The organism is Streptomyces sp. NPDC037242 (assembly GCF_055604165.1).
The window spans coordinates 196,915-222,799 of sequence record NZ_JBVJUY010000010.1 but is presented as its reverse complement, the minus strand read 5'-3'; the positions used below and the strand labels follow the sequence as shown (position 1 = coordinate 222,799).

General features: G+C 72.1%; 25 protein-coding genes and 1 pseudogene. 13 read left to right on the top strand and 13 right to left on the bottom strand.

Annotated elements, in window-relative coordinates; all coding sequences use genetic code 11:
* Nucleotides 1-135: 135 nt before the first annotated feature.
* From ACZ7GJ_RS14980 to ACZ7GJ_RS14945, 8 genes are all read right to left on the bottom strand, one after another.
* Nucleotides 136-639 (bottom strand): FBP domain-containing protein, encoded by a 504-nt coding sequence (locus tag ACZ7GJ_RS14980; protein WP_470751849.1) that lies wholly within the window; start codon nucleotides 637-639, stop codon nucleotides 136-138.
* A gap of 73 nt (nucleotides 640-712) precedes the next feature.
* Complete coding sequence (locus ACZ7GJ_RS14975) at nucleotides 713-1,924, bottom strand: cytochrome P450 (RefSeq protein ID WP_470751847.1); 1,212 nt, start codon at nucleotides 1,922-1,924, stop codon at nucleotides 713-715.
* Between the two features lie 27 nt (nucleotides 1,925-1,951).
* Nucleotides 1,952-2,611, bottom strand: a complete 660-nt coding sequence (locus ACZ7GJ_RS14970; protein ID WP_470751846.1) for a response regulator — start codon at nucleotides 2,609-2,611, stop codon at nucleotides 1,952-1,954.
* Complete coding sequence (locus ACZ7GJ_RS14965) at nucleotides 2,608-3,960, bottom strand: sensor histidine kinase (RefSeq protein WP_470751845.1); 1,353 nt, start codon at nucleotides 3,958-3,960, stop codon at nucleotides 2,608-2,610. The genes ACZ7GJ_RS14970 and ACZ7GJ_RS14965 overlap by 4 nt, the downstream gene beginning before the upstream one ends.
* A 90-nt stretch (nucleotides 3,961-4,050) precedes the next feature.
* Entirely contained in the window at nucleotides 4,051-4,740 is a 690-nt protein-coding gene (locus tag ACZ7GJ_RS14960; RefSeq protein ID WP_470751843.1) for a response regulator, read from the bottom strand.
* Nucleotides 4,737-6,080 carry a sensor histidine kinase gene (locus ACZ7GJ_RS14955; protein ID WP_470751842.1) on the bottom strand — a complete coding sequence of 448 codons (1,344 nt, stop codon included), beginning with the start codon at nucleotides 6,078-6,080 and terminating at the stop codon, nucleotides 4,737-4,739. Before ACZ7GJ_RS14955 ends, ACZ7GJ_RS14960 begins: the two co-directional genes overlap by 4 nt.
* Nucleotides 6,073-7,302: an acyltransferase family protein gene (locus ACZ7GJ_RS14950; RefSeq protein WP_470751841.1), complete on the bottom strand. Its 1,230-nt coding sequence runs from the start codon at nucleotides 7,300-7,302 to the stop codon at nucleotides 6,073-6,075. Before ACZ7GJ_RS14950 ends, ACZ7GJ_RS14955 begins: the two co-directional genes overlap by 8 nt.
* Nucleotides 7,295-8,299, bottom strand: a complete 1,005-nt coding sequence (locus ACZ7GJ_RS14945) for an alpha/beta hydrolase (protein WP_470751840.1) — start codon at nucleotides 8,297-8,299, stop codon at nucleotides 7,295-7,297. The genes ACZ7GJ_RS14950 and ACZ7GJ_RS14945 overlap by 8 nt, the downstream gene beginning before the upstream one ends.
* Before the next feature lie 215 nt (nucleotides 8,300-8,514).
* On the opposite strand from ACZ7GJ_RS14945, the pseudogene ACZ7GJ_RS14940 reads away from it, so the two are divergent.
* A pseudogene (locus ACZ7GJ_RS14940) lies at nucleotides 8,515-8,898 on the top strand (hypothetical protein); the annotation flags it as partial.
* Nucleotides 8,899-8,902: 4 nt separating this feature from the next.
* Here ACZ7GJ_RS14940 and ACZ7GJ_RS14935 read toward each other — a convergent pair.
* Both ACZ7GJ_RS14935 and ACZ7GJ_RS14930 read right to left on the bottom strand, forming a co-directional pair.
* Nucleotides 8,903-9,367, bottom strand: coding sequence for a MarR family winged helix-turn-helix transcriptional regulator (locus ACZ7GJ_RS14935; RefSeq protein WP_470751839.1), 465 nt, complete (start codon nucleotides 9,365-9,367; stop codon nucleotides 8,903-8,905).
* The gene (locus ACZ7GJ_RS14930; protein WP_470751837.1) at nucleotides 9,360-10,061 is read right to left on the bottom strand and encodes a DJ-1/PfpI family protein; all 702 of its coding nucleotides are present in this window, start codon (nucleotides 10,059-10,061) and stop codon (nucleotides 9,360-9,362) included. Before ACZ7GJ_RS14930 ends, ACZ7GJ_RS14935 begins: the two co-directional genes overlap by 8 nt.
* A 194-nt stretch (nucleotides 10,062-10,255) precedes the next feature.
* Here ACZ7GJ_RS14930 and ACZ7GJ_RS14925 point away from each other — a divergent pair, with 194 nt between their 5' ends.
* The 4 genes from ACZ7GJ_RS14925 (at nucleotide 10,256) to ACZ7GJ_RS14910 (ending at nucleotide 15,720) form a co-directional block, all read left to right on the top strand.
* Entirely contained in the window at nucleotides 10,256-11,611 is a 1,356-nt protein-coding gene (locus tag ACZ7GJ_RS14925; RefSeq protein WP_470751835.1) for an aminotransferase class III-fold pyridoxal phosphate-dependent enzyme, read from the top strand.
* Nucleotides 11,612-11,718: 107 nt separating this feature from the next.
* On the top strand, nucleotides 11,719-12,387 hold the full coding sequence (locus ACZ7GJ_RS14920; RefSeq protein ID WP_365923560.1) for a GntR family transcriptional regulator: 669 nt from the start codon (nucleotides 11,719-11,721) through the stop codon (nucleotides 12,385-12,387).
* A gap of 61 nt (nucleotides 12,388-12,448) precedes the next feature.
* The gene (locus tag ACZ7GJ_RS14915) at nucleotides 12,449-14,932 is read left to right on the top strand and encodes a dolichyl-phosphate beta-glucosyltransferase (protein ID WP_470751880.1); all 2,484 of its coding nucleotides are present in this window, start codon (nucleotides 12,449-12,451) and stop codon (nucleotides 14,930-14,932) included.
* Between the two features lie 137 nt (nucleotides 14,933-15,069).
* Nucleotides 15,070-15,720, top strand: coding sequence for a hypothetical protein (locus tag ACZ7GJ_RS14910; protein ID WP_470751834.1), 651 nt, complete (start codon nucleotides 15,070-15,072; stop codon nucleotides 15,718-15,720).
* Between the two features lie 46 nt (nucleotides 15,721-15,766).
* On the opposite strand, the gene ACZ7GJ_RS14905 is transcribed toward ACZ7GJ_RS14910, so the two are convergent.
* Entirely contained in the window at nucleotides 15,767-16,492 is a 726-nt protein-coding gene (locus ACZ7GJ_RS14905) for an SLATT domain-containing protein (RefSeq protein ID WP_470751832.1), read from the bottom strand.
* Between the two features lie 266 nt (nucleotides 16,493-16,758).
* Here ACZ7GJ_RS14905 and ACZ7GJ_RS14900 point away from each other — a divergent pair, with 266 nt between their 5' ends.
* From ACZ7GJ_RS14900 to ACZ7GJ_RS14870, 7 genes are all read left to right on the top strand, one after another.
* A complete protein-coding gene (locus ACZ7GJ_RS14900; protein ID WP_470751830.1) occupies nucleotides 16,759-17,103 on the top strand; it encodes a YbaB/EbfC family nucleoid-associated protein in 345 nt (114 codons plus the stop codon).
* A gap of 57 nt (nucleotides 17,104-17,160) precedes the next feature.
* Complete coding sequence (gene recR / locus ACZ7GJ_RS14895; RefSeq protein WP_470751829.1) at nucleotides 17,161-17,760, top strand: recombination mediator RecR; 600 nt, start codon at nucleotides 17,161-17,163, stop codon at nucleotides 17,758-17,760.
* Nucleotides 17,753-18,400 carry a DUF5063 domain-containing protein gene (locus ACZ7GJ_RS14890; RefSeq protein ID WP_365923568.1) on the top strand — a complete coding sequence of 216 codons (648 nt, stop codon included), beginning with the start codon at nucleotides 17,753-17,755 and terminating at the stop codon, nucleotides 18,398-18,400. Before recR ends, ACZ7GJ_RS14890 begins: the two co-directional genes overlap by 8 nt.
* A gap of 166 nt (nucleotides 18,401-18,566) precedes the next feature.
* Nucleotides 18,567-19,841, top strand: coding sequence for an aspartate kinase (locus tag ACZ7GJ_RS14885; RefSeq protein WP_365923570.1), 1,275 nt, complete (start codon nucleotides 18,567-18,569; stop codon nucleotides 19,839-19,841).
* A complete protein-coding gene (locus tag ACZ7GJ_RS14880) occupies nucleotides 19,838-20,911 on the top strand; it encodes an aspartate-semialdehyde dehydrogenase (protein ID WP_470751828.1) in 1,074 nt (357 codons plus the stop codon). The genes ACZ7GJ_RS14885 and ACZ7GJ_RS14880 overlap by 4 nt, the downstream gene beginning before the upstream one ends.
* Nucleotides 20,912-21,116: 205 nt before the next feature.
* Entirely contained in the window at nucleotides 21,117-21,851 is a 735-nt protein-coding gene (locus tag ACZ7GJ_RS14875; RefSeq protein WP_470751879.1) for a SigE family RNA polymerase sigma factor, read from the top strand.
* A complete protein-coding gene (locus ACZ7GJ_RS14870; RefSeq protein WP_470751827.1) occupies nucleotides 21,848-22,972 on the top strand; it encodes a hypothetical protein in 1,125 nt (374 codons plus the stop codon). The genes ACZ7GJ_RS14875 and ACZ7GJ_RS14870 overlap by 4 nt, the downstream gene beginning before the upstream one ends.
* 44 nt (nucleotides 22,973-23,016) lie before the next feature.
* On the opposite strand, the gene ACZ7GJ_RS14865 is transcribed toward ACZ7GJ_RS14870, so the two are convergent.
* Entirely contained in the window at nucleotides 23,017-23,772 is a 756-nt protein-coding gene (locus tag ACZ7GJ_RS14865) for an SURF1 family protein (RefSeq protein WP_470751825.1), read from the bottom strand.
* A gap of 48 nt (nucleotides 23,773-23,820) precedes the next feature.
* The gene (locus ACZ7GJ_RS14860) at nucleotides 23,821-25,614 is read right to left on the bottom strand and encodes a S9 family peptidase (RefSeq protein ID WP_470751824.1); all 1,794 of its coding nucleotides are present in this window, start codon (nucleotides 25,612-25,614) and stop codon (nucleotides 23,821-23,823) included.
* A 101-nt stretch (nucleotides 25,615-25,715) separates the two neighbouring features.
* Here ACZ7GJ_RS14860 and ACZ7GJ_RS14855 point away from each other — a divergent pair, with 101 nt between their 5' ends.
* Complete coding sequence (locus ACZ7GJ_RS14855; RefSeq protein ID WP_470751823.1) at nucleotides 25,716-25,883, top strand: hypothetical protein; 168 nt, start codon at nucleotides 25,716-25,718, stop codon at nucleotides 25,881-25,883.
* The last annotated feature ends 2 nt before the right edge of the window (nucleotides 25,884-25,885 follow it).

Here is a 25,885-nt window from a genome sequence, read left to right as displayed (position 1 = left end):
CTTCCGTCCCCTCCCCCCCCCCCCCCCCCCGCCCACCCCCCCGCCCCCCCCCCCCCCCCCGCGCCCCCCCCCCCCCCCCCCCCCCCCCCCCCAGCAGGCCGGCGTCGACGGGGGTGGTGATCCACTCGGCGGCGCTCATGACGCGGTGACCTTCGCGACGAAGGCGTCCAGGTTCCCCGCCATGCGCGCGAGGCGCTCGTCGAGGGTCAGGGACTCCTCGTAGCGCACGGTACGCAGCTTCGGCTGCCGCTTGCCCCGCAGGTACAGGGAGCAGGCGAGGTCCGCGCAGATGTACGTGCCGACCGTGTTCCCCTCGCGGCCGCGCGGGCCGGCCAAGGGGGCGACGAGCAGGGTGGTCCCGGAAGAGGCGTGGCCCGTCAGGCAGACCTGGCACATGCTCGACTTCATGGCGCTGGTGCGGCCGATGGCGGGGACGCGCAGGGAGATGCCCAGCGGTCCCTCCTCCCGGTGCAGCACGAGGTGCGCCCGGAGTGGCGCGCCGGGGTCGACCCAACCCAGGAAGTCCAGGTCCTCCCAGGGCAGTTCGGTGAAGTCGAGGGGCAGTCGCAGGCGCGCTGCCTCGCCCTTCGTGCAGTTCACGAAGGAGGAGCGGATCTGTTTTTCACTGAGCGGTTCCACGGTCGAAGACCCTAATGTCCAGACCAATAGCCCCGCATCTCAATATTTCCAGACTTGGCTTCCTGGCTCCGCGCTAGAACTCCACTGCCAGCTCCCGCAGTCCGCGCATGACGAATCCGCCCTGCCACTGCGGCTCCCGGACCAGCCGCAGCGGCGGGACGCCGTCGACCAGCAGGGCCCCGAAGGACGCGACCAGCTCCTGCCGGGCGAGGGGCGCGCCCAGGCAGTAGTGGATCCCGGCCCCGAAGCTCAGATGCGGATTGTCGGCCCGTACGAGGTCCAGGGCGTCGGGGTCCGCGAAGCGCGCGGGGTCCCGGTTGGCGGACCCGAAGAGCAGCGCGACCTCGGCTCCGCGGGGGATGGCCGTGTCCCCGATCCGGATGTCGTCCAGCACCCAGCGCTCGAACATATGCAGAGGTGTGTCGTAGCGCAGAAGTTCATCCACAGCTGTGGACAACTTTTCGGGATCCGCACGGAAGGTGCGCAGCAGCTCCAGCTGCGCCGGATGGCGGAACAGCGCCCACCAGCCGTTGGCCGTGGCGTTGACGGTCGCCTCGTGTCCCGCGTTGAGCAGCAGCACGCAGGTGGAGACCATCTCCTGCTCGCTGAGTCGGCCGCCCTCATCGTGGGCGGCGATCATGCCGGAGATCAAATCGCCTCCGGGCCGCTTGCGCCGTTCGGCGATCAGCCCGCGCAGGTAGTCGCTGAACTCCACGCTCGCCCGCACGGCCTTGCGCGCCGTCTCCTCGTCGGGCCGCAGCTCGTACATCCCGCAGATGTCCGCCGACCAGGGCCGCAGCAGCCCCCGGTCCGCCTCCGGCACCCCGAGCAGCTCCGCGATCACCGCGACGGGCAGCGGTTCGGCGACGGCGGTGAGCAGATCGCCGCCACCGTCGGAGACCAGCCGCCCGACCAGCTCCCGCGCCAGCCGCTCGACGGCGGGGACGAGCTGCTCGACCGTGCGCGGGGTGAAGGCCTTGGCCACCAGCCGCCGAACCCGCGCGTGCGCGGGGTCCTCCAGGTCCAGCAGGCCGGTCCCGTTGAGCACGTGGAACGGCTCGTGCTCGGCCGGCGGGGCCTGCTGCCCGAACTCCTCGTGCGTGAAGCGGTGCAGATAGGTGCGCCCGAGCCGGCGGTCCCGCAGCAGTGCGCTCACGTCGGCATGGTGCGGCACCAGCCACTGCCCGGTGGCCTCGCACCACAGGGCCCGCCCCTGCTCCCTCAACTCCCGGTAGGCGGGGTACGGATCGGCGACGAACGCGGCATCCCACGGATCAAAGCCCATCCCCGCACCCTAGGGGGTGTCTGGCGGTCAGGCCGGGGTTACGAGACGGGTCTCGTAGGCGAATACCGCCGCCTGGGTACGGTCGCGCAGGCCCAGCTTGACCAGGATCCGGCTCACATGGGTCTTGATGGTGGACTCGGCGACGATCAGGCGGTCCGCTATCTCCGCGTTGGACAGCCCCTGCGCGATCAGGACCAGCACCTCCGTCTCCCGCTCCGTCAACTCCTCCACGCTCCCCGGGTTCACGATCCTCGGGGCTTCGGCGAGCTTGGAGAACTCCGAGATCAGACGCTTCGTCACCGAAGGCGCCAACAGCGCCTCCCCGGCTGCCACCACCCGCACCCCGTCGGCCAGTTGGCGGGCCGAGGCGTCCTTGAGGAGGAAGCCTGAGGCCCCGGCCCGCAGGGCCTGGTACACGTACTCGTCGAGGTCGAAGGTCGTCAGGACCAGCACCTTCGCGTCCGTGTCGGCGGCCACGATCTCCCGCGTCGCCTCCAGGCCGTTCATCTCCGGCATCCGGATGTCCATCAGCACGACGTCCGGTTTCAGCGCCGCGACCTGCGCTATGGCTTCGCGGCCGTCCACCGCTTCGCCGACGACCTCGATGCCCTCCATCGCGTTCAGCAGGACGGAGAAGCCCTCACGGACCATCATCTGATCGTCCACGATCAGCACCCTGATGGTCATGCCTTGCCCTCCACGGGCTCGGACCCGGGCTCGGGCTGGGCACGGCTGCTGACCGGTATGAACACCGCCACCTCGTACCCGCCGGTCGCCGTCTGCCCGGCGGTCATCTCGCCCTCCAGCATGGCCACCCGCTCCCGCATCCCGGTGATCCCGTGCCCCGCCCCCGGCGAGGGCCGCACATCCCCGGTGGCCGCCCCATTGACGACGCGGATCCCCAGGCCGCCCAGTACGTACGACACCTCCACCCCGGCCACCGCGCCCGGCGCGTGCCGCAGGGTGTTGCTCAGGGCCTCCTGGATGATCCGGTACGCCGACAGCTCCACGCCCTGCGGCAGCTCCCGCACCGCGCCCGTCACCGTCTTGTCCACGCTCAGCCCGGCCTCCCGCACATTGGCCAGGAGCCCGTCCAGCGAGGCCAGCGTCGGCTGCGGGGCATCCGGTGCCTCGTAGTCCGCGGAGCGCACCACACCCAGCACCCGCCGCAGCTCCGTCAGAGCCGCCACCGCGTTCTCCCGGATGGTGACGAAGGCCGCCTCCAGCTCCGGCGGCGGGTTCTTCACCCGGTACGGCGCGGCCTCCGCCTGGATCGCCACCACCGACATGTGGTGCGCCACCACATCGTGCAGCTCGCGCGCGATCGTGGTCCGCTCCTCCAGCAGCGTCCGCCGGTCCCGCTCGACGGCGGTGACCTCCTGCTGCGCGGTCACCTCCGCCGCCGCATGGCGGCGGATCTGGATGCTGGCGGCGATGGCCAGCGCGAAGGCGGAGAAGACGAACATGGTGGGCTGGCCGGAGCCGCCGAAGCGGTCACCGAACACGAGCGAGGTGCTCAGGCCGAACGCCACGGTGATCGCCCACATCCACCCCGCGACGCGGGGCCCGGTCCGCAGGGTCACCAGAACCATGACCGCGATGTAGGAGACGAAGGTGCCCGGAGTCCACGGCCAGGTCTGCGACCAAGGGCCGCTCACCACGGCCGCCACCAGCGTCACACCCACGGCCAGCCAGTACGCGGCGATCGGGCGGACCAGGGTCATCAGCACCGGAGCGGCCGACATCAGCCCGACGGCGAACCGGGAGGAGTCGGTGACGTACCCCTCATGCGTGGTGGCCGCGAAGAACATGATGAAGAAGGCCAACACCGCCACCGCCGCATGGCGACGCCACAGGGCGCGGTGGCGTATGCCCTTGGGGAGCAGGCGGACGACGGGGTCATCGGCCCCCGCCAGCGCCAGCGGCCGGTAGGCGAAGGCGTCGGTGAAGAGGTCCTGGCGCAGGGACCGCAGCAGGCCCGTCGCCATTTTGATCTCCGGTGTCCGGGAGGCTCCCCCGGTGGTGGTCTCGCTCATGTACTAGACGGTACGTGCGCCCCTCTGTCACCCGCGTCGCCGCTGAAGGGGATTTCCCGGGGTCCCCCTCAAGTACTACCCGGGGTCCTTTCAGTAGCCCGTCGGGCGGATCAGGCCGCTCTCGTACGCGAACACCGCCGCCTGGGTGCGGTCCCGCAGGCCCAGTTTCACCAGGATCCGGCCGACGTGGGTCTTCACCGTCTGCTCGGCCAGCACCAGGTGTCCGGCGATCTCCGCATTGGACAGGCCCTGGGCGATCAGGGACAGGACCTCGGTCTCCCGCTCGGTCAGCTCGTCGATCCGGGCCCGCGTGGGCGCCCGCGGGGCGCCCATCCGGGAGAACTCGGTGATCAGCCGCTTCGTGATGTTCGGCGAGAGCAGGGCCTCCCCGGCCGCCACCACGCGCACCGCCTCGGCGAGCTGGTCGGCCGACGCGTCCTTGAGCAGGAAGCCGGAGGCGCCCGCGCGCAGCGCCTCGTACACGTACTCGTCGAGGTCGAAGGTGGTGAGTACCAGCACCTTCACGGCCGAGCCCGGGACGGAGGTGATGACCGAGGTGGCCTCGATGCCGCCCATCCCCGGCATCCGGATGTCCATCAGGACCACGTCGGGGACGAGCTCGGCGACCTTCGCCACCGCCTCGGCGCCGTCCACGGCCTGGCCGATCACCTCGATGTCGGGCTGGGTGTTGAGGAGCACGGTGAAGCCCTGCCGGACCATCATCTGATCGTCGGCGATCATCACCTTGATCGGACCGGCGCTGTCGGTCGGGGCACTCATGCGTCCTTCTTCCTTGTGTCGGCGGCGGGAGCCGCCCCCATGGGGAGCACGGCGCTCACCTCGTACCCGCCGTCGGGACGCGGGCCGGCCGCCAGCTCACCCCCCAGCATGCCTGCCCGCTCCCGCATCCCGAGCAGCCCGTGTCCCGCCCCGTGCGACGGTGGGGCCGGCCGGGTCGGCGCGCTGTTGGCGACGCACAGGTGCAACTCGCGGGGCCCGTAGGCGATGCCGACCTCCACGCGGGAGCCGGGGGCGTGGCGCAGGCAGTTGCTCAGGGCCTCCTGCACGATCCGGTACGCGGTGAGCTCGACGCCCGGGGTCAGCGGCCGCCGGATGCCCGCGATCTCGGTGGTGACATCCAGCCCGGCGCCCCGGACGTTGTCCACGAGGCCGTCCAACTCGGCCAGGGTCGGCTGCGGATGGTGCGGGTTGGCGGGATCGTCCGGGTCCTCGGAGCGCAGCACGCCCAGGACGCGGCGCAGTTCGGTCAGGGCCTCCAGCGCGTTCTCCCGGATTCCGGCCAGGTTCTCCTTGAGTTCCTCGGAGGGGTTGTCCACCAGGTGCGGGGCGACCTGTGCCTGGATGGAGATCACCGACATGTGGTGCGCGACGACGTCGTGGAGCTCGCGGGCGATGCGGCTGCGCTCCTCCAGCAGGGTGCGCCGGGCGCGCTCCTCCTCGGTGAGGGCTCCCTGCTCGACGAGCTCGCCCCGGGCCAGCCGCAGGGCGCGCAGCGCGTACCCGAGGAGGCCCACGAAGCCGAAGAGGAGACCGGCACCGACGACGCTGCTCTGGTTCTGGGGCGGACTGAAGAAGCCCTCGGCCAGGGCGGTCCAGGCGATCGAGACGCCGACGACCGCGACCGTCACCCGGGGCGGCACCCGCAGCGCGACGAGCAGCACCAGCGGCGCGAACGCGAACAACCCGCCGGGCAGCCAGGGCCACATCTGCCCATGGCCCACATGGTCGTGGATCGTCCACGAGATGAGGCTGGCCGTCAGCAGGCCGAGCCACCAGGCGGGGATCGGGCGGAACATCGCCAACAGGATGGACACACCCGTCAGGGCGGCGGCGAGGTCCACGAGGCCGCCGCCGACGTGGTAGTGGTCGCGCATCTGCTCCGAGATGAGGAACCCCATGAAGACCGCCGCGTAGCAGACGACCGCATGCGGCAGCCATGCCAGCCAGCGCGGCCGCGACATCCGGGGCAGCGGGTCCGCCCGCAGGGTGAACAGCGCCCCGACCAACTCCCGCCACTGGCCCCCGCCCTGGACGGCGGCTGAGGGCGGGGCTTCGGCCAGGGGTGCGCGCTGCTTGGTCACACGGATCAGCCTAGGCATGCCCGGCCTCCTTCAGGCGGCCGGTCCGCAGACGGGGGCTGCCGGGTGTCGCGGTGGTCCGGGCCGTCCGCGGGGTCCGCGGGGGCCGGGGGCGGGTGCCCTGTTCGTACGTGCGGAACGCGGCCCAGCAGATCGCCAGCGCTGCCGCGAACACGGGCAGCCACAGCAGCCGGGCGGCTATCCACCCCGCGGAGCCGGGCACGGTGTGCAGCCCCGGCAGGTCGGTGGAGACCAGCAGCCCGAGCGCGGTGACGGCCATCATGGCGGTCTGGTGCCAGAGGAAGATCGTCATGGCGGACAGGTTCACCAGGGCCACCTTCGCCCAGGCCCGCGGTCGGCGCATCGCACGGGCCAGCGGCTCCCGGAGCAGCAGGGCCAGGCCGCACTGCGCCAGGCCGAAGGCGACGGCGGCGAGGGTCGGCGGATTCAGGTTCGAGATCGCGGCTCCGGGGACGCCGACCATGGACGCCGGATACCCGCCCCAGAGGATCAGCGCGGCAGTGGCCAGCACGCCACCGCCCAGCAGGAGCGCGGCCGGGGTGCGCCGGGCGAACGCCCCGCGGGACCATGCGGCGCCGAGGGTGTAGGGGACGAGCCAGCCGGCGGCCACATTGACCCAGCCGGTCCACTCGGGCCCGCCGAAGCCGAACCGCCAGACATCGACGCCGGCCACGACGGCCAGCGGCCACACCAGGCTGAGCCGGGCCACGAGCGGGGTCGCGGCGGTGAGCGCAGCGAAGACGAGCAGGAACCACAGCGGGGAGAGCACCAGCTTGAGCAGGGTCCGGACGGTGTCCAACTCCGCTCCGCCGAGCAGCAGTCCGCCCGCCGCCACGGCCCACAGGACCAGCACCGCGGCGACCGGCCGGAACAGCCGGCCCAGCCGCCGGCCGACCCAGGCGCCGTACGGGACTCCGCGCGCCCGGGCCGAGGCGTGGCTCTGGGCGCCGACGTGGCCGCCGACCAGGAAGAAGACGGCCAGGGTCTGGAACAGCCAGGAGACCGGGGCCAGTGCGCTCATGTGGGCGAGCGGGCTGGTGGTGCTCAGGCCGCCGTTGGTGGTGGTGAGCGCGGTGACCAGCCAGTGGCCCAGCACCACCCCGAGGATCGCGAAGGCGCGCAGCGCGTCCACGGAGCGGTCCCGGTCGGCCGGGGTGCCGGAGTCGATGCGGTCCGCGAGTACGGACCAGCGGGCTCGGGCGCGGCGCAGGGGCTCAGACACGGGAGGCCTCCAGGGCGGTGGGCGCGGCAGCTGCGGCGGGGGCCGCCGGGGGACCGAGCACGATCCGGGCCAGGCTGCCGAGGGACTCGGTGCCGGGCTTGAGGTAGTCGCTGTGGCCGGCGGAACCGGCCGCGAAGGCCCGGGCGCCGAAGGCGGGGTCCACGGGGTCGGCGCCGAAGCCGAGCCCGGCGAGCCGTACGTGCGGGACGTTTCCGATCCAGTCGCCGCTGCCGCGCCCGGCCCATATGCGGGCGCCGGTCGGCAGGTCCGCGGCGGAGTCGGCCCCCGTACCCGGGCTGCCGAACAGGGCCACATCGGTGACCTCGGGGCCGGTCGGGGTCCGGGCGCAGACCACGGAACCGTAGGAGTGGCACAGCAGCGAGAGCCGGGCTCCCGGAGCGGCCATCCGCGGCAACCGTTCGAGGAAGGGCCCCAGTTCGGCCGCGGCCTCCTCCGCCCGGGCGGCGGCCAGGACGGTCGTGCTGACCGTGCCGGGGGTGTCGTACCCCAGCCAGGCGACCACGGCGGAGCGGGGGTGCTCGGCCCGGAGGCGCTCCTGAAGGGCGACGGCCCCGGCGCGGAAGCGTTCGTAGGTGTCCAGGGTGGTGTCCGAACCGGGCACCAGGACGGCGACCCGGTCGGCGGTCTCCAGATCGCCGAACACCGCGGTGACGCGGCCCTTGCCGCGCCCGTCGAAGGCGAGGAACCGGGCGCTGTCGTCGGCCTCCATCGCGCGCAGCTTGCGGGCCCGGGCGTCGCGGCCGGCGTCCTGCGCCATGAGGGCGGCCTCGGCGAGGTTGGCGCGGTTGGCCGAGTACCGGGCGAGGAGGCCCGTCCGGGCGTCGAAGGCCACGGGGTCGGGGGCGGGGACGTTGGGGGAGGCGGCGGCGGAGACGGGGAGCACGACGGCCGCGGCGACGAGCCCGGCCAGCAGGGTGCGGCGCAGACGGCCGCCGGGGCGGCGGCCGTTGGGACGGGCGGTGGGGCGGGCGGTCATGGCTCCCCGATTCCTTTGCTCGATACACAGGCGGCTGCGGGGGCCGTTGTGGCCACCCGCGTTCTCTCTGGTTTCGAAATTAGGAATCGGACCCCGTCATCGGCGTCCCGCTGCGGAGCCGCCTTCTGAGCTGGCTCTCAGGTATGACAAGGGGTACTTGGGAGCCATGACGACCCCGTCGGTGCGTGGAGCCCGCCCGTGCTTGGAGCCCGCCCGTGCTTGGAGCCCGCCGGCGCGCGGAGCGGCCACGCGGTCCTCCTGGGACCGACGACCCCGCCGTGACGCGCCTCTCGGACCGGCCCCGGGCGCGCAGGGCCGCGCACCTGGGCGATATGGAGCGGCTCGCCGAGGCCGTCGAACTGGCCTGCCGCCGCTTCGATCCGGCTTTCCGCCGCGTGAACACAGAGATCCTGGGCAACACCGACCCGTACCTCCACGCCCACGTCTGGCCCCGCTATGGCCGGGAGCCCGCCGACCTCGTCCGGATGCCCGTCTGGCTGTACGAGGAGGAGTACTGGAGGAGCCCGGAGTACGAACTCGGCCCGCGCCACGACGCGTTGCGCGCCGCCATCGCGGAGGAACTCGACCGGTTGCAGAGCGTCCTCACGACTGCTGTTCCGCCAGTACGTCCAAGGCCGCGGCCAGGCGCTCCAGGACGCGCACGGTCTCGGCGAAGCCCTCCTCTCCGAGTTCCTCCGCGAGGCGTTCGGCCAGGTCCGCGTGTCCCGGGTTGATACGGGCGATGGCGGCGCGGCCGGCCTCCGTCGGGCGCAGCAGCTTCGCGCGCCGGTGAGCCGGGTTCGGTACGTACTCGGCCAGGCCCTTGGCGGCGAGCAGGTCCGCGATCCGCTGCACGCTCTGCCGGGTGATGCCCATGGCCCGGGCGATGCCGGCGACGGGCAGCGGCTCCCGGAGCACGGCTCCGAGCACCTGCCACCAGGCCGCGGTCAGCCCGGCGGGCCGGGCCAGCTCCTCCGAGACGGCGAGGAACTGGCCGTTCAGCCGGAACACCCCGAGCGCGGTGCGGCTCAGCAGGTCCTGCCGGGCGCGTACGGGGAGGTCAGGCATCGCCGGACTCCGCCGCGGCCATGAGGACGGGGTACGCGCTCGCGTCCGAGTCGTGGAACAGCCGGTACCAGGCGTCGAGCACCTCCGGCTTGTACACCGAGAGCCGCGCGAAGACCTCGCGGGCGAACGCCACGGGTTCGGTCGGGCCCGCCGTGATCAGGTCGCCGTCCGTGACCGCGTCGGCCTCGACGTACCGCTCGGCGCCCGCGTAGCCCGGCTGCCCGGCCAGGTAGAAGGGGGCCGCGCTGGTGTGCGTACGGCCGTCCAGTACGCCGGCCCGGGCGAGGCCGGCCGTGGCTCCGCAGATCGCCGCGACCGGGACGCCGGCCGCCAGGAACTCCGCGGCCTTGGCCGCGAAGGGTGCCAGTTCGTCGCTCGTGTCCCACAGGCTCGCGCCTGTGAGGATCAGCAGCTCGGAGTCCTCGGGGCGCAGGTCGGCGAGGGCCATGTCGGGCTCGACGCGGACGCCGCCCATGGTGGTCACCGGCCGGCCGGGGCCGGAGGCGCTCACGGTGCGGACCCGGTGGCCGCGCTGGGTGAGGTGCGCGGTGGTGTGGCCCGTCTCCCAGTCCGCGTAGGTGTCGTAGACCGCCAGGTGGACCTGCCGCCGCGGGGCGGTCGCCCCGGTCTCCGCCGTGGCCTTCGCCGTCGCGTCCGCCGTCGCGCTCGGCGTCTCGTTCGATGTTCCGGTCATGGGGCTCGCCTCCACTGTCCGTGCATCACTGCGTTCTCTGATGACAAGAGACTGTCATCTCGACAGGATGCTGTCAATCACCCGAACGAGACCCCCACCGCACCCGCCGCGCAGACAGACTGCCGAGACCCGCCCCCCACCCCCATACAGTCCGCCGATGTCCCTCCCCACCTGCGCACTTCTAGCGTGGCCGCATGACCCCTCACGTCACCTCCGGTGCCGCCGTCAAGGCCGCCGACCGCGCTCACGTCTTCCACTCCTGGTCCGCTCAGGCCCTGATCGACCCGCTCGCCGTCGCCGGGGCCGAGGGTTCGTACTTCTGGGACCACGACGGCAACCGCTTCCTCGACTTCTCCTCCCAGCTGGTGAACACCAACATCGGCCACCAGCACCCCAAGGTCGTCGCCGCCATCCAGGAGCAGGCCGCGAAGCTCTGCACCCTGGCCCCCGGGTTCGCCGTGGAACCGCGCTCCGAGGCCGCACGCCTCATCGCCGAGCGCACCCCGGGCGACCTCGACAAGATCTTCTTCACCAACGGCGGCGCCGAGGCCGTGGAGAACGCCGTCCGCATGGCCCGTCTGCACACGGGCCGCGCCAAGGTGCTCTCCACCTACCGCTCCTACCACGGCGCCACCGCCGCCGCGATCAACCTCACCGGCGACCCGCGCCGCTGGCCCTCCGACACGGCGGCCGCCGGAGTCGTGCACTTCTGGGGCCCCTACCTCTACCGCTCGGCCTTCCACGCGACCACCGAGGCGCAGGAGTGCGCACGCGCCCTCGCCCACCTCGCCGACACCATCGCCTTCGAGGGGCCGCAGACGATCGCGGCGATCATCCTGGAGTCGGTGCCCGGCACGGCCGGGATCATGACCCCGCCCGCCGGCTACCTCGCCGGGGTGCGCGAGCTCTGCGACCGCCACGGCATCGTCTTCATCCTCGACGAGGTCATGTCGGGCTTCGGCCGGACCGGGAAGTGGTTCGCCGCCGACCACTGGGGCGTCACCCCCGACCTGATCACCTTCGCCAAGGGCGTCAACAGCGGCTACGTCCCCCTCGGCGGCGTCGCGATCTCCGCCGAGATCGCCGAGACCTTCGCCACACGCCCGTACCCGGGCGGACTGACGTATTCCGGGCACCCGCTGGCCTGTGCCGCCGCCGTGGCGACGATCAACGCCATGGAGGAGGAGGGTGTGGTCGAGCACGCCGCCCACCTCGGCGAGAACGTGATCGGCCCGGCCCTGGCCGAGCTCGCGGAGCGCCACCCCTCGGTCGGCGAGGTCCGCGGCCTGGGCGTCTTCTGGGCCCTGGAGCTCGTACGGGACAAGGAGACGCGCGAGCCGCTCGTGCCCTACAACGCGGCCGGGGCCGCCAACACGCCCATGGCCGAGTTCGCCGCGGCGTGCAAGAAGTCCGGTCTGTGGCCCTTCGTGAACATGAACCGCACGCACGTCGTGCCCCCGTGCACCATCACGGAGGCCGAGGTCAAGGAGGGTCTGGCCCTTCTCGACGAGGCGCTGACGGTCGCGGACCGTCACACTTCGGCCGCATAGCGTCCGTATAACGATTGCTAAATCCGCATACCGGCCACAAATCGTTCGGTTTCAGCCTCGCTGTCTGGCCTATGGTGTCCGAAGATCTACGGAGGAGACGGACCCCTATGCCAGGCAGCGGCGCTGTCACGCGCAACACACTTCGGCAGCAGATCGCGGATGCGCTGCGTGACGAAGTGCTTGCCGGACGCCTCCCGCCGGGCACCGAGTTCACGGTCAAACAGATCGCTGAGCAGTACGAAGTCTCCGCCACGCCCGTCCGTGAGGCCCTGGTGGACCTCTCGGCGCAGGGGCTGCTGGACTCGGTCCAGCACCGGGGCTTCCGGGTCCGTGTCTTTTCCGTTGACGATTTCCGGGGAATGATCGAGGCTCGGACGCTTATAGTGGACGGGATCTTCCGTCGGCTCGTCGAGCGTGGCACCTCCGCAAGCTATGGCGAGCGGCTGGTGTCGGTGCGTCGGCGTGCAGAGGAGGCGCGGCGGGCCGCGCAGAACGGCTCGCTCGAAGTGCTGATCGGTTACGACTTGCGCTTCTGGCGGGAACTGAGCGGGCTGGTCGGAAACTCGTACATCACCGAGTTCCTGCACCGGATCCGGGTGCAGTGCTGGGTTTTCGCCGTACCCCACCTGCAGCGTGCGCCGCAGCAGATGCGCGCCGCGTTGTGGGACGGGCACGGCGAGCTCGTGGACGCGATCACACTCGCGGACGCCGAGGAGGTGCGCCGCTTGGTGCACGCCTACAATCAGCACGGCTTGGACTGGGCTGCCGCTCTGTAGGCGGGCGTTCGGTCTCCACCGAGACCGGCCGCGGGACGACGAGACGAACGGCTTGAACGGGTTGAAAACCAAGAACGGCATACTCACTGCCCCCGCGGTCTCCGCCAGGGGCAAGTCCGCCGACCCCTCGCCCGGGTCCGTCGGCCTGTCCGTGGTCATCCCGGCCTACAAGGAGGAGGAGCGGCTCGCTCCGACCCTTGACGTCGTACGGGAGTACCTCGACGAGCACGTCGGCACCGGCTCCGCCGACTGGGAGATCGTCGTCGTCGACGACGGCTCCCCGGACGGGACCGCCGCCATCGCGCTGAAGGCGGCCGACGAAGACTCCAGGATCCGGCTGATCCAGTCCGAGCAGAACCGCGGCAAGGGCAACGCCCTGCGCCTCGGTGTCGTGGGCTCCCTCGGTCGGCGCGTCCTGATCATGGACGCCGACCTGGCGACTCCCATCGAGGAGCTCGACAAGCTGGAGCAGTCCCTGGCCGGCGACGAGAACCTCGACGCCGCCATCGGCTCCCGCGCACACCGCGACTCCGCCATCGAGCGCCAGCAGAGCATGCTGCGCGAGGTCCTCGGCTGGGTCGGCAACCGGGTCATCCGCCTGGTCGCCGTCCCGGGGATCCGCGACACGCAGTGCGGCTTCAAGCTGTTCGACGGCGACCAGGCACGCACCGCCTTCGGTGCCTCCAAGCTCGACGGCTGGGCCATCGACGTGGAGATCCTCCAGTACTTCCGGCGCAAGGGGTGGCCCGTGGCCGAGGTTCCGGTGCGCTGGGCACACCAGGACGGCTCGAAGGTCCAGCTCCTCGACTACCTGCGCACGCTCGGCGAGCTGATGCGCCTGAACGCGGGCGGCATCGCCGTCGCCGCGCTCTACCTGCTGGGCTCGCTCTTCCTCTACAAGGGGCTGTGGAGCGACCTCGACGGGAAGATCCTGGCGCACTCGCTCCAGGACCAGAACCAGTGGGAGTGGTTCTTCGGCGTCACCGCCGACAACGTCTCCCACCTGCGCAATCCGCTCTTCACCGACTTCCAGAACATGCCAGACGGCGTGAATCTGATGGGCAACACGGTGATGCTCGGGCTGTCCGTGCCGCTGACTCCGATCACGCTGCTCTTCGGCCCGACCGTCACCCTGGCGCTGGTCTTCACCCTCGGCATCGCCGGGACCGCCTGGGCCTGGTACTGGCTGATCCACCGCCGGCTGACCGAGAGCCGCTGGGCCGCCGCCGTGGGTGGTGCGCTCGCCGCCTTCGCGCCGCCGATGATCTCGCACGCCAACGCGCACCCGAACTTCGTCGTGCTCTTCATGATCCCGGTGATCATCGACCGGGCGCTGCGCCTGTGCGAGGGCAAGAGGGTCGTCCGCGACGGTGTGCTGCTGGGCCTGTTCTCCGCGTACCAGGTCCTCCTGGGCGAGGAGCCGTTCCTGCTCTCCGCCATGGGCATGCTGATCTTCGCCCTCGCGTACGCCTTCTACGACCGCGAGACGGCCCGCAAGGCCATCAAGCCGCTGGGCAAGGGCCTGGCCATCGCCGCGGCCGTCTCCGTGCCGCTGGTGGCCTTCCCGCTGTACTGGCAGTTCTTCGGCCCGCAGAGCTACCACTCGGTGCTGCACGGCGAGAACGGGGCGGGCAACCCGCTCCGCGCCCTGACCGAGTACTCGGCCCGCTCGCTCTTCGGTGACGCGGACAACGCCGGCAAGCTCTCGATGAACACCACCGAGCAGAACGCCTTCTACGGCTGGGCGCTGCTGGCCCTGGCCGCCGCGATCACCGTGTGGATGTGGCGCCGGACCGTGGTCCGCGCGCTGGGCATCACCGCCGTGGTCGCCGCAGTGCTGTCCCTCGGCCCCTCGGTGAAGATCGAGACCCTCGGCATCACCGTCCCCGGCCCGTGGGCGCTCCTGCGCCACGCGCCGCTGCTGGAGTCGGTCATCGAGAGCCGTGTGGCGATGGTCTGCGCGCCCGCCTTCGGCCTGCTGATCGCCCTGGCGCTCGACCGGTTCATCGGCTTCAGCGCCCGTGAGCACCGCGTCCTCGGCTACATGGCCGTGGGTGCCGCGCTCATCCCGATCCTGCCGCTGCCGCTGGTGGTCAAGGCCCGCGAGCCCGTGCCGACCTTCATCACGCAGGGCCTGTACAAGGACTACGTCAAGGACGGCCAGTCCCTCGTACCGGTACCGCTGCCGGACCCGATGACGGGCAACCCGCTCCACTGGCAGAGCAGCACCGGCTTCGGCTTCAAGCTGGCCGGCGGCTACTTCAACGGCCCCGACGGCCCGGACAAGGTCGGCATCTACGGCGCCAAGCCGCGGATGCTGTCCAGCCTGCTGAGCGACATCCGCTGGGGCGCCCCGTCGCCGGTGGTCACCTCGCAGATGCAGGAGGAGGCCCGCAAGGACCTCGCCTTCTGGAACGCGGGCGCGCTGGTCCTCCCCGAGAGCCAGAAGCACGCCAAGGAGCTGCGGACCACGATCACCGAGCTGCTCGGTCAGGAGCCGGAGAAGGTCGCCGACTCCCTGGTGTGGCGGGTCGCTCCCCAGTAGCCACAGCCGCCCCAGTACGCACTTCCATGAACCCCGTCGGACCTCCCGGTCCGGCGGGGTTCTGCGCACCCCTTCGCGGAGGGTGTCCGGCGCACTACTCTGGCCCGATCGGCGGCAAACGACTGATCGGAGGCCGAGTGGCCTGTGACCTGTGGCTGGTCCCCCTTGTCGACGTGCTGTGCCACAGCCCCGACAACCCGTTCGCGGAAGAGATCGCCTCGTACGACAAAGCGCTGGGCGAGGCCGGACTCCCGTCCGTGCCGGTGTTCGCGTACATGCCGGGCCTGAGCGGCGACGTCGCCCCGGTCGCCGGCTTCGACTACGACGCCCTGCACTTCCTGCGGCGGGCTTACCTGCTGCAGATCTGCGGGCTGCCGGTGACGCCGGTGGACGAGCTGGGCGGGGACTACGAGCAGCTGCTGGAGATGTTCGAGCCGACGGCCCAGCAGTCGCACCTGGTGTGGCACTACGACCACGCGGGGGCGTACGTCCCGGTGGACTTCGCGGCTCCGCTGGCCAACGAGGAGCTGCTGGCCGGGGGCGGGCCGCTGGGGTCCGCGCAGGGGCTGCTGCGGGAGCTGACGTTCGTGGCGCCCGCGATCGGGATAGACCCGGGGAACCCGCCGGCGGCGCCCGCTCCGCCGGGGCGGCCGACGTCGCTGGAGGAGCCCGCGGGGCCGATCCCGTACGACGACAGCCCCTTCGCGCGGGAGCGGCACGTATGGCTGGGACTGCACGCGGCGGCGACCCGGAGCCTCGGCCAGGGCTCGATGATCATCTTCAGCTGACGGGATCCCCCGGACCCGGAACCTGATGCTCCCGCCCGCCGGACGGCTACCTCGGCTGTTCCGGCGGGCGCTGGCGCGGCATGTTGGGGCGGGTGCCCGGGGGGAGCGGGAAGCGGGCCGGGGGGATGCCGGCGTCCTGGCGGGCCGGGGAGCCGCCCAGGGACTGCATCACCAGCGGTGCGGGCCCGGCGCGGAACTCCACCATCCAGTCCGCCGTCTCCGAGCGCACCAGCTCGGTGATGTCCTCCGAGAACCGGCGCAGCACCGTCAGGCAGCGCTCCGCCGCCTCGCTCGCCGTGCCCTCGGTCGGGCCCAGGATCTCCCGTACGTTCTCCGAGGCCCAGTCGAACTGGAGTGCCTGGAGTCGGCGCTGCACGGCCTGCGCCGTGGCCACGTCCCGCATCCAGCCCGAGGTCAGCCCGAAGAACCGGTCGCAGGCCATGCAGGCGGCCGCCAGGAGGAGCGAGAGATAGCCGTACGAGGCCGCGCCCGGGGCCGAGCCCGTCAGCTCCAGCAGCGGCATCGCGGCGCCCGCGACGGCCCCGGCCGCCGCCCCGGCGCGCAGCAGCCGGGCGCCCCGGCGCTTCCACGCCCGGTCGGACAGGTACCACTCGGCGGTGCGCAGGGCGTCGGCCTCGACCCGGCGGTAGAGCTCGTCGAGCCGCTCGGCGGGCTCGCCCCAGTCCCCGAGAGGGAACGGCCGGCCGGTCAGGTCGCCGTCCTCTGCGGGATCCCGGGGTGGCCCCTCGGGCTGCATCTCCGGCTGACTCACCCGGCACTCCCTCTGCCTGCGCTGACGTGTGGTGGTGCGCGTGTGCGCAATGATGCGCATGCTCTTCCTACCTTCGAATGGCGGGCCATGGGCAACGAATCCCCGGATTTCCGCCCGCAAGGAGGTCTCCATCAGGTACGCGCATGCCTGGTCTCTCACTCGAAAGAGTTGGTCCTCACGGCGTAGGGCGCGGCGCGCGGGGAGCACGTAGGCTCGGATTGACCAAGCCGTCCCGGGCTTGGACCGAGCTACGGAGTGAGTGACCTGTGATTCCCGGTGGTGGCCAGCCCAACATGCAGCAGCTGCTCCAGCAGGCCCAGAAGATGCAGCAGGACCTCGCCGCGGCCCAGGAGGAGCTGGCCCTGGCGGAGGTCGAGGGCCAGGCGGGCGGTGGCCTGGTCAAGGCGACCGTCACCGGCTCCGGTGAGCTGCGCGCCCTGGTGATCGACCCGAAGGCCGTGGACCCCGAGGACACCGAGACGCTCGCCGACCTGGTGGTCGCGGCGGTCCAGGCGGCCAGCGAGAATGCCCAGGCGCTCCAGCAGCAGAAGCTGGGCCCGCTGGCCCAGGGCCTGGGCGGCGGCAGCGGCATCCCCGGCCTCCCCTTCTAGCCCCGGCGGCCCCCGCGGCCGCGGCATCCTCCCACCGAAGCGAAAGAAGGCAGTCCGTTGTACGAAGGCGTGGTCCAGGACCTGATCGACGAACTGGGCAGGCTGCCCGGCGTCGGGCCCAAGAGCGCGCAGCGGATCGCCTTCCACATCCTGCAGGCAGAGCCCACCGACGTCCGCCGCCTCGCGCACGCGCTTCTTGAGGTGAAGGACAAGGTCCGGTTCTGCGCGGTGTGCGGGAACGTGGCGCAGGAGGAGCGCTGCGGCATCTGCCGTGACCAGCGGCGCGACACGACGGTCATCTGTGTCGTCGAGGAGCCGAAGGACGTCGTCGCGATCGAGCGGACCCGCGAGTTCCGGGGCAAGTACCACGTCCTGGGCGGCGCGATCAGCCCGATCGAGGGCGTCGGCCCGGACGACCTGCGCATCCGCGAGCTGCTGGCGCGCCTCGCGGACGGCGAGGTGACCGAGCTGATCCTCGCCACCGACCCGAACCTGGAGGGCGAGGCGACCGCCACGTACCTCGCTCGCATGATCAAGCCCATGGGCCTGAAGGTCACCCGCCTGGCCAGCGGGCTCCCCGTCGGGGGAGATCTGGAGTACGCGGACGAGGTCACGCTCGGGCGGGCCTTTGAAGGAAGGCGACTTCTCGATGTCTGACGCAACGCTGCACGCCCTGGGCCAGGACCCGGACGACTTCGCCGTCCAGATCGCGGACCAGATCGAGTCCTTCATCGTCGCGGTCACCGAGGTGGCCAAGGGCGAGGACCCGGACAGCGCGGTGCCCTTCCTCCTCCTGGAGGTGTCCCAGCTGCTGCTGGCGGGCGGCCGGCTGGGCGCGTACCAGGACGTCCTCCCGGACGAGCGCTACGAGCCCGACCTCGGCCCCGAACCGGACGTGGACGATCTTCGCGAGCGCTTCGCGCTGATGCTGGAGCCGGTCGACGTCTACTCCGAGGTCTTCGACCCCTACGAGCCGCGCAAGGCCCCGGTCGCGCACCGGATCTCCGACGACCTCGCCGACGTGGTGGCCGACCTGCGCCACGGCCTCATCCACTACCAGGCGGGCCGGGTCACCGAGGCGCTGTGGTGGTGGCAGTTCTCGTACTTCACCAACTGGGGTCCGACGGCCTCGGCGACGCTGCGCGCCCTGCAGTCGCTCGTCGCGCACGTGCGGATGAACCAGCCGCTGGAGGAGCTCGACGGCCTCGACACCGATGAGGACCTGGCCGAGGAGGAGCTCGCGGAGCAGGCCGGACGGGTGATGGCGGAGGAGCTCGGCCGCCTCGGGAAACCGTGAGATCCGCCGTGGGATTCGCCCTGTCGGCCGCCCCGGTCGCCGCAGACCGCCTGGTCAGGGAACCTGTTCTTTGATCTGTTCGTCTCATGATGTGGCACGGAGCGGCCGGATCGCGGTCGCTCGTTAGACTGCACCAGCAATGAGACGGACCGAGCGAGGAGCGCACGTGGGCCTTGTCGTGCAGAAGTACGGAGGCTCCTCCGTAGCCGATGCCGAGGGCATCAAGCGCGTCGCCAAGCGGATCGTGGATGCCAAGAAGAACGGCCACCAGGTGGTCGTCGTGGTTTCCGCGATGGGCGACACGACGGACGAGCTGATCGATCTCGCCGAGCAGGTGTCGCCGATGCCTGCCGGGCGCGAATTCGACATGCTGCTGACCGCCGGAGAGCGGATCTCCATGGCGCTGCTGGCCATGGCGATCAAAAACCTGGGCCACGAGGCCCAGTCGTTCACCGGTAGCCAGGCGGGCGTCATCACCGACTCGGTCCACAACAAAGCGCGCATCATCGATGTCACGCCGGGCCGTATCCGCACCGCGCTGGACGGCGGCAACATCGCCATCGTCGCCGGCTTCCAGGGCGTGTCCGCGGACAGCAAGGACATCACCACCCTCGGTCGCGGCGGCTCGGACACGACCGCCGTCGCGCTCGCCGCGGCGCTGGACGCCGAGGTCTGCGAGATCTACACCGACGTCGACGGCGTCTTCACCGCGGACCCCCGCGTCGTGAAGAAGGCCAAGAAGATCGACTGGATCTCCTCCGAGGACATGCTGGAGCTCGCGGCCTCCGGTTCCAAGGTGCTGCTGCACCGCTGCGTCGAGTACGCACGCCGCTACAACATCCCGATCCACGTCCGTTCGTCCTTCTCGGGACTTCCGGGCACCTGGGTCAGCAACGAGAATCCGCAAGGGGACGAGCAGGTGGAGCACGCCATCATCTCCGGAGTCGCTCACGACGTCTCCGAAGCCAAGATCACGGTCGTCGGCGTCCCGGACAAGCCGGGTGAGGCCGCGGCGATCTTCCGCGCCGTCGCCGACGCCGAGATCAACATCGACATGATCGTGCAGAACGTGTCCGCCGCCTCCACGGGCCTGACGGACATCTCCTTCACCCTCCCCAAGACCGAGGGCCACAAGGCCATCGACGCGCTGGAGAAGGCGAAGGGCAGGATCGGCTTCGAGTCCCTGCGCTACGACGACCAGATCGGCAAGATCTCCCTGGTCGGCGCGGGCATGAAGACGAACCCGGGCGTCACCGCCGCCTTCTTCCAGGCGATGTCCGACGCGGGCGTGAACATCGAGCTGATCTCCACCTCGGAGATCCGCATCTCGGTGGTCACCCGCCAGGACGACGTCAACGAGGCCGTCCGTGCCGTGCACACGGCCTTCGGCCTCGACTCCGACAGCGACGAAGCAGTCGTCTACGGCGGCAGCGGACGATGACCGCGACCCGGTCCCCCGGCCCGGCGCTCGCCGTGGTCGGGGCGACCGGAGCAGTCGGCTCCGTCGTGCTCCGGCTCCTGTCCCAGCGGGCGGACGTCTGGGGTGACGTACGCCTGATCGCCTCCGCGCGCTCGGCCGGCCGGACGCTGTCCGTCCGCGGCGTCGAGAGCGAGGTGCTCGCCCTCACCGAGGACGCCTTCGACGGCTTCGGCGCGGGCGACGTCGTGCTCTTCCTCACCCCGGCCGAGGTCTCGGCCCGGTGGGCTCCCGCCGTCACCGCGCGCGGCGCCGTCGTCGTGGACCAGTCCGCGGCGTTCCGCGAGGACCCCGAGGTGCCGCTGGTGGTGCCCGAGGTGAACGGGCACGCCGTACGGACGCTGCCGCGCGGGATCGTCGCCGCTCCGGACTGCGTGACGGGCGCGATGATCGCCGCCCTGGGCGCGCTGCACGCCGAGTACGGGCTGGCCGACCTGGCCGTCTCCACGTACCAGGCCGCGAGCGCCGCGGGCCGGGCCGGCTCGGAGGCGCTGCGCCGCCAGTTGTCGCTGGTGGCGGGGACCGACCTGGGGGAGCAGCCCGGGGACGTACGCCGTGCCGTCGGCGAGGACACCGGTCCCTTCGCGGGGCCGCTCGCGCTGAACGTCGTACCGTGGTCCGGTGAGTTGCGCGAGGGCGGCTGGTCCTCGCACGAGCTGGCCGTACGGGCGCAGACCCGGCGGATCCTGCAGCTCGACCGGCTCCCGGTGGCGGTGACCTGCGTACAGGTACCGGTGCTGACGGGGCACTCGCTGAGCGTTCGGGCCCGTTTCGGGGCCGAGGTCGACGCCGCGCACGCGCGGGAGATCCTGGACGCCGCGCCCGGGGTGGTCCTGGTGGACGACCCGGCGGCGGGGGAGTTCCCGACCCCGTCGGACGCGGCGGGCACGGATCCGGCCTGGGTGGGGCGGGTGCGGGCCTCGCTCGACGATCCGTGCGGCCTGGAGTTCTTCGTCTGCGCGGACAATCTGCGCCAGGGTGCCGCGCTGAACGCGACCCGGGTCGCGGAACTGGTCGCGGGTGAGTTTGCGTAGTTCACTTTGTAGGATCGTCACTGATCCCTGGATCAAGGTGATGGCCCGACTGCCGCCTCGAAACACGGGGCAACCGGGAAGAGCGGCTACGCATGAGGGCATTGGGGATATCGCGGAGCAGTCCGCCGCGCGCGTACAACCCTGACGGGGGGACGCGTGTCCAACTGGCGTGGCAGAGGCATTGCTGGACTTCGCGGTCATACCGGTGCGCACCGGGGTATTTCCGTCGCGCCGGGGCTCCCGGCTGTCCGGCGGGTTCCCGGTGATCGTTCCCGTCCCGCCGTCCCGGCCGACAGCTCCAGCCCCCACCGCGCCCTCGGCGCTGGCGCCCGCGGTGCCGATCCGCGGCCGCGTGCCCTCGCCCCGCGACGGCGCGGACGACCACGCGAGCATCCCGGCGGCCGCCACGGCTGCGGCGGCCGAGTCGGCGGCCGATCTGGTGGCGGGGACCACCGTCGACCACCTCACCGAGACGTACCAGGCGCACTACCGCTCGCTCCTCGGGCTCGCCGCGCTGCTCCTCGACGACACCGCCTCCTGCGAGGACGTGGTCCAGGAGGCCTTCATCCGCGTGCACTCCGCCCGCAACCGGGTCCGTGACCGGGACAAGACCCTGGCGTACCTGCGCCAGACGGTCGTCAACCTCTCGCGTTCCGCCCTGCGCCGCCGCATCCTCGGCCTCAAGCTGCTGCCGAAACCGATGCCGGACATGGCGAGCGCGGAGGAGGGCGCGTACGACCAGTTGGAGCGGGACGATCTCATCAAGTCGATGCGCGGACTCCAGCGGCGCCAGCGCGAGGTACTGGTGCTGCGCTATTTCGCGGACATGACGGAGGCCCAGGTGGCCGAGACGCTCGGGCTCTCGCTCGGCTCGGTGAAGGCGTACGGATCGCGGGGCATTGCCGCGCTGCGGGTGGCGATGGAGGCTGCGCAGTCATGAACGAGGACCACAAGCCGGGCGAGGAAGAGGCACTGCGGAGCCTGCTGCGCGGGGCCGTCGAGGGACTCGAACCCTCCGAGGGCGCGCTGGACCGGCTGCGCTACGCCGTCCCCGTGCGCCGTACCCGACGGCGCCAGGCCATCGTGAGCGCGGCCGCGGCGGTGCTGCTGGCCGGGACCGCGATCCCGGCGGCCCTGCACATGGGCGCCGCGCAGGGCGGGAGCGCCGACCGCTCGGCCATGGCCGGCCACGGCGAGCACCAGGGCGGCAAGGACGGCTCCTCCGACCCGCACCAGAACGGCTCCGGCACCCACCCGCGGCCCACCGAGCGCTCCGGCCGGAACTACGGCGGCGCGGGCGGGGTCGGGGGCGGACCCTCGCCCGTGCCCAGCGGCGCCTCCGACGCGGCGACGGGCGCCGGCCCCTCGGGCCTCCCCAGCGGCGGCAGCGTCGTCGGCTCCGGCAGCGGGATGCTGCCCCCGCCGGCGGCTCCGGGCGTGCCCGGGTGCAGTGCCGAGCAGCTCGGGGTGTCGGCGAGTGCGCGCGCCCCGGAGGCGGACGGCAAGGTCTACGGGAGTTTCAAGGTCACCAACGTCTCGCCGCGCGGCTGTACCGTCCTCGGCCCGGACACCGTGACCGCGGCCCCCGCGAGCGGGCCCGCGCCCGGCCAGGGCGGTACCGCCGTGGCCGTCGCCGGCCACAGCGCGGGGGATCCGGCGAGCGGGCTGCTGCCCGACCCGTCGAAGGAGGAGCCGCTGATGCTGCTCGCGCCGAACGCGGCGTACGAGGTCCGCTTCGCGTACGTGCCGCCGGAGCAGGCCTGCTCGGCGACGACCCCGAAGCCGGGCGGCACGCAGCCGCAGGGCGGCGTGGCGAACGCCCCGGTGGACGCCGACAGCTCGGGCGCCACGGGTGCGGACGGCGGCTCGGGCTCGGGTACGACCGGCGGGACGGGCGGCACGACGCCGCCGGCTCCGGCCGGTACGGGGGTGACGGTGTCCCACACGCCCAGTACCCCGCTGCCCGGGGCGACCACGACGCAGACGACGATCCCCGACGTGTGCGGGGGCACGGTCTACCGCACGGGAGTGGTCCCGGCGCAGACCCCGGCGGCGCCGTAGCCCTCAGGGCAGGCGCTGCCCGGCTTACGGCACGGCCAGGCCGGCTACGGCACCGCCAGGCCGGCTTCCGCGTCGCGCAGGGTCTCCACCTCGCGGCGGTAGAGGCGGAACCACATGAAGAGCACGAAGGCGGCGAAGACGAACCACTCGCCGGTGTAGCCGAGGTTCTGGAAGGCCTTGAGGTCGAGTCCGGTGTTGCTCGGCGCCTCCGCGGGCACCGGAACCAGCCCGTCCGAGGGGGTCTGCACGGTCAGCCACGCGTCGTACAGCTCGTACGGCACCAGGTTGACCAGCGAGGCCGCGCCGATCACGCCGAGCTGCCCGGCCGGCAGGCCGCCCTCCGCGTTCACGCCCTTGGTGCTGGAGTTCTCGGAGGACTGCAGCGCGCCCGCCACCTCGACGCGCCCGGTCGGCGCCGCCGGCGCCCGGCCCGCGTCCGCGGTGCCCGGCAGCCAGCCCCGGACCACCGGGACGGCCTTGCCGGAGTCGGTCCTGAGCAGGGTCAATACGTAGAAGCCGGTCTTGCCGTCGAGCCGCCGATCCGGGACGAGCAGCTGCTCGGCGTACTCACCGGAGGCCGAAGCGAGCCGCCCGGAGGTCTTCTTGTCCACCGGAAGCAGCGATTCCAGCGGTACGGGCGCCTGGCCGGCGGGCTGCCCGGCGGTCGCCTCCTGGTGGGTGGCGACGCGGTCCTCGAACCGGCCGAGCTGCCAGGTCCCCATGAACAGGCAGAAGGGAACGCCGAGCGCGACGAAGACGTTGATCCCCCACCACCGCGGGGTCAGGAGAAACCGGTGCACCCCACCACCGTACGGGGGGTGCACCGGTCGCCTTCTTCCGGGGCTCCGTCAGGCGGGCAGGTGCTTCAGCGCGAAGTCCAGCTCCATCCGGACCTGCTTGATCCGCTCCTCCACCACGAGCGAGCCGTGCCCGGCGTCGTAGCGGTACACGTCGTGCACCGCCCCGCGCGCCGCGAGCCGGTCCACGTAGTTGTCGATCTGCCGGATCGGGCAGCGCGGGTCGTTGACGCCCGCCGCGATGTGGACGGGAGCCTTCACCGCGTCGACGTAGGTCAGCGGCGAGGACACCTCGAAGCGCTCCGGGACCTCCTCAGGCGTGCCGCCGAAGAGGGTGCGGTCCAGGGACTTCAGCGCCTCCATCTCGTCGTGGTAGGCCGTCACGTAGTCGGCGACCGGCACCGCCGCCAGCCCCACCGCCCAGGCCTCCGGCTGCATGCCGAGGCCCAGCAGCGTCAGGTAGCCGCCCCACGACCCGCCCGACAGCACCAGCCGCGCCGGATCCGCGAGGCCGCTCGCGACGGCCCACTCGCGGACCGCCCCGATGTCCTCCAGCTCGATCAGGCCGACCCGGTGCTTGAGCGCGTCGGTCCACTCGCGCCCGTACCCCGTCGAGCCCCGGTAGTTGACCCGCACCACCGCGAAGCCGTGGTCCAGCCAGGCCGCCGGGCCCGCCGCGAAGGCGTCGCTGTCGTGCCAGGTGGGCCCGCCGTGCACCTCGAAGACCGTCGGGAAGGGGCCGTCGCCGTGGCCCACCGGCCGCTGCGCCAGCGCGTGGATCCGCCCGCCGGGGCCCTCCACCCACACGTCCTCCACCGGCACCGAGCCGGGCGGCCGGAAGCCCGGCGGGTCCAGTACGACCCCGCCCGCCGTCGACCGCAGCGCCGAGGGCTCGGCCGCCGAGGACCACTGGTACTCCACCGACCCGTCGGGCCGCGCCGTGGCGCCCGAGACCGTCCCCGGCGGGGTGTCCAGGCGTACGAGGCCCCGCGCGGCCAGGTCGTAGCGCCACAGCTCGCTGCGCGCCTCGAAGCTGTGCGCGATCAGCAGCGCGGAACCGTCGGGGTACCACTCGGCGCTGACGTCGCCCGGCAGCTCGACCGCCAGCTCCTCCTGCGTACCGGTGGCCACGTCCCACACCATCGGCTCCCAGCGGCCGCGCCGCTGGTGGCCGATCAGCAGCCGGGTGTCGCCCGCGACCGGGGCGAAGCCCAGTACCTCCAGGCCGAGCTCCTCGGTACCGCCCTTGGAGTCGTCCAGCTCGGCGACGGTCTTGCCGTCGAGGGTCAGCACGCGCAGGGCGGAGTGCATGGCGTCGCCGTGCTCGGTGTGCTCGATGGCGATCAGGGACCCGTCGTGGGACAGGTCGCCCACGCCCGCCGACTCGCGGTGCCGGTAGACGACGGCGGGAGCGCTGCCGTCGGTCCGTACGACGTGGATCGTGGACCCGTCCTCGTCGGTGGACCGGCCCACGACCGCCGTACCGTCACGGCCGATGGCGAGCCCGGCGGGGTACGAGGGCTCCAGTCCGGGCGTGGCCGGCTCGTCGGGGCCGCCCGCGAAGGGCTGGCGCACCCAGGTGCCGAACTCGTCGCCGTCGGTGTCGGAGAACCACCAGATCCACTCGCCGTCGGGGGACAGGGCCCCGTCGGTCGTGCCGTTCGGGCGGTCGGTGGCCTGCCGCTGCGCGCCGGTGGCGCGGTCCCAGGCGTAGAGCTCGTAGGTCCCGGTCGCGTTGGAGACGAAGAGCGAACGGTCCGGGGCGTCCTCTGCCCAGTCGGGCAGTCCTACGCGCGGCGCCCTGAACCGCTTTTCCCAGTCGGGCATGGCGTGTGCGTCAGTCATGCCCCTATGTAACCCGATGCCCCGGGATGCCGACTGGTCCGAACGGGTGCATGGTGGTGTGCGTACTCCGATCGTCCTGACGTTCCCGAGGAGGAGTGATCATGGCCAAGAAGGCTCGTACCGGTCAGCACGGCCACCAGGATTCCCAGCGTGCGTTGGCGAAGAACACGGCGGCCGAGGCACGCGCCAAGGCCGCGGTCCAAGACGTGCACTCGTCCGCCGCGAAGACCCGGGGCATGCAGCAGAAGGCCCAGTCCAAGCGCGGCTGACC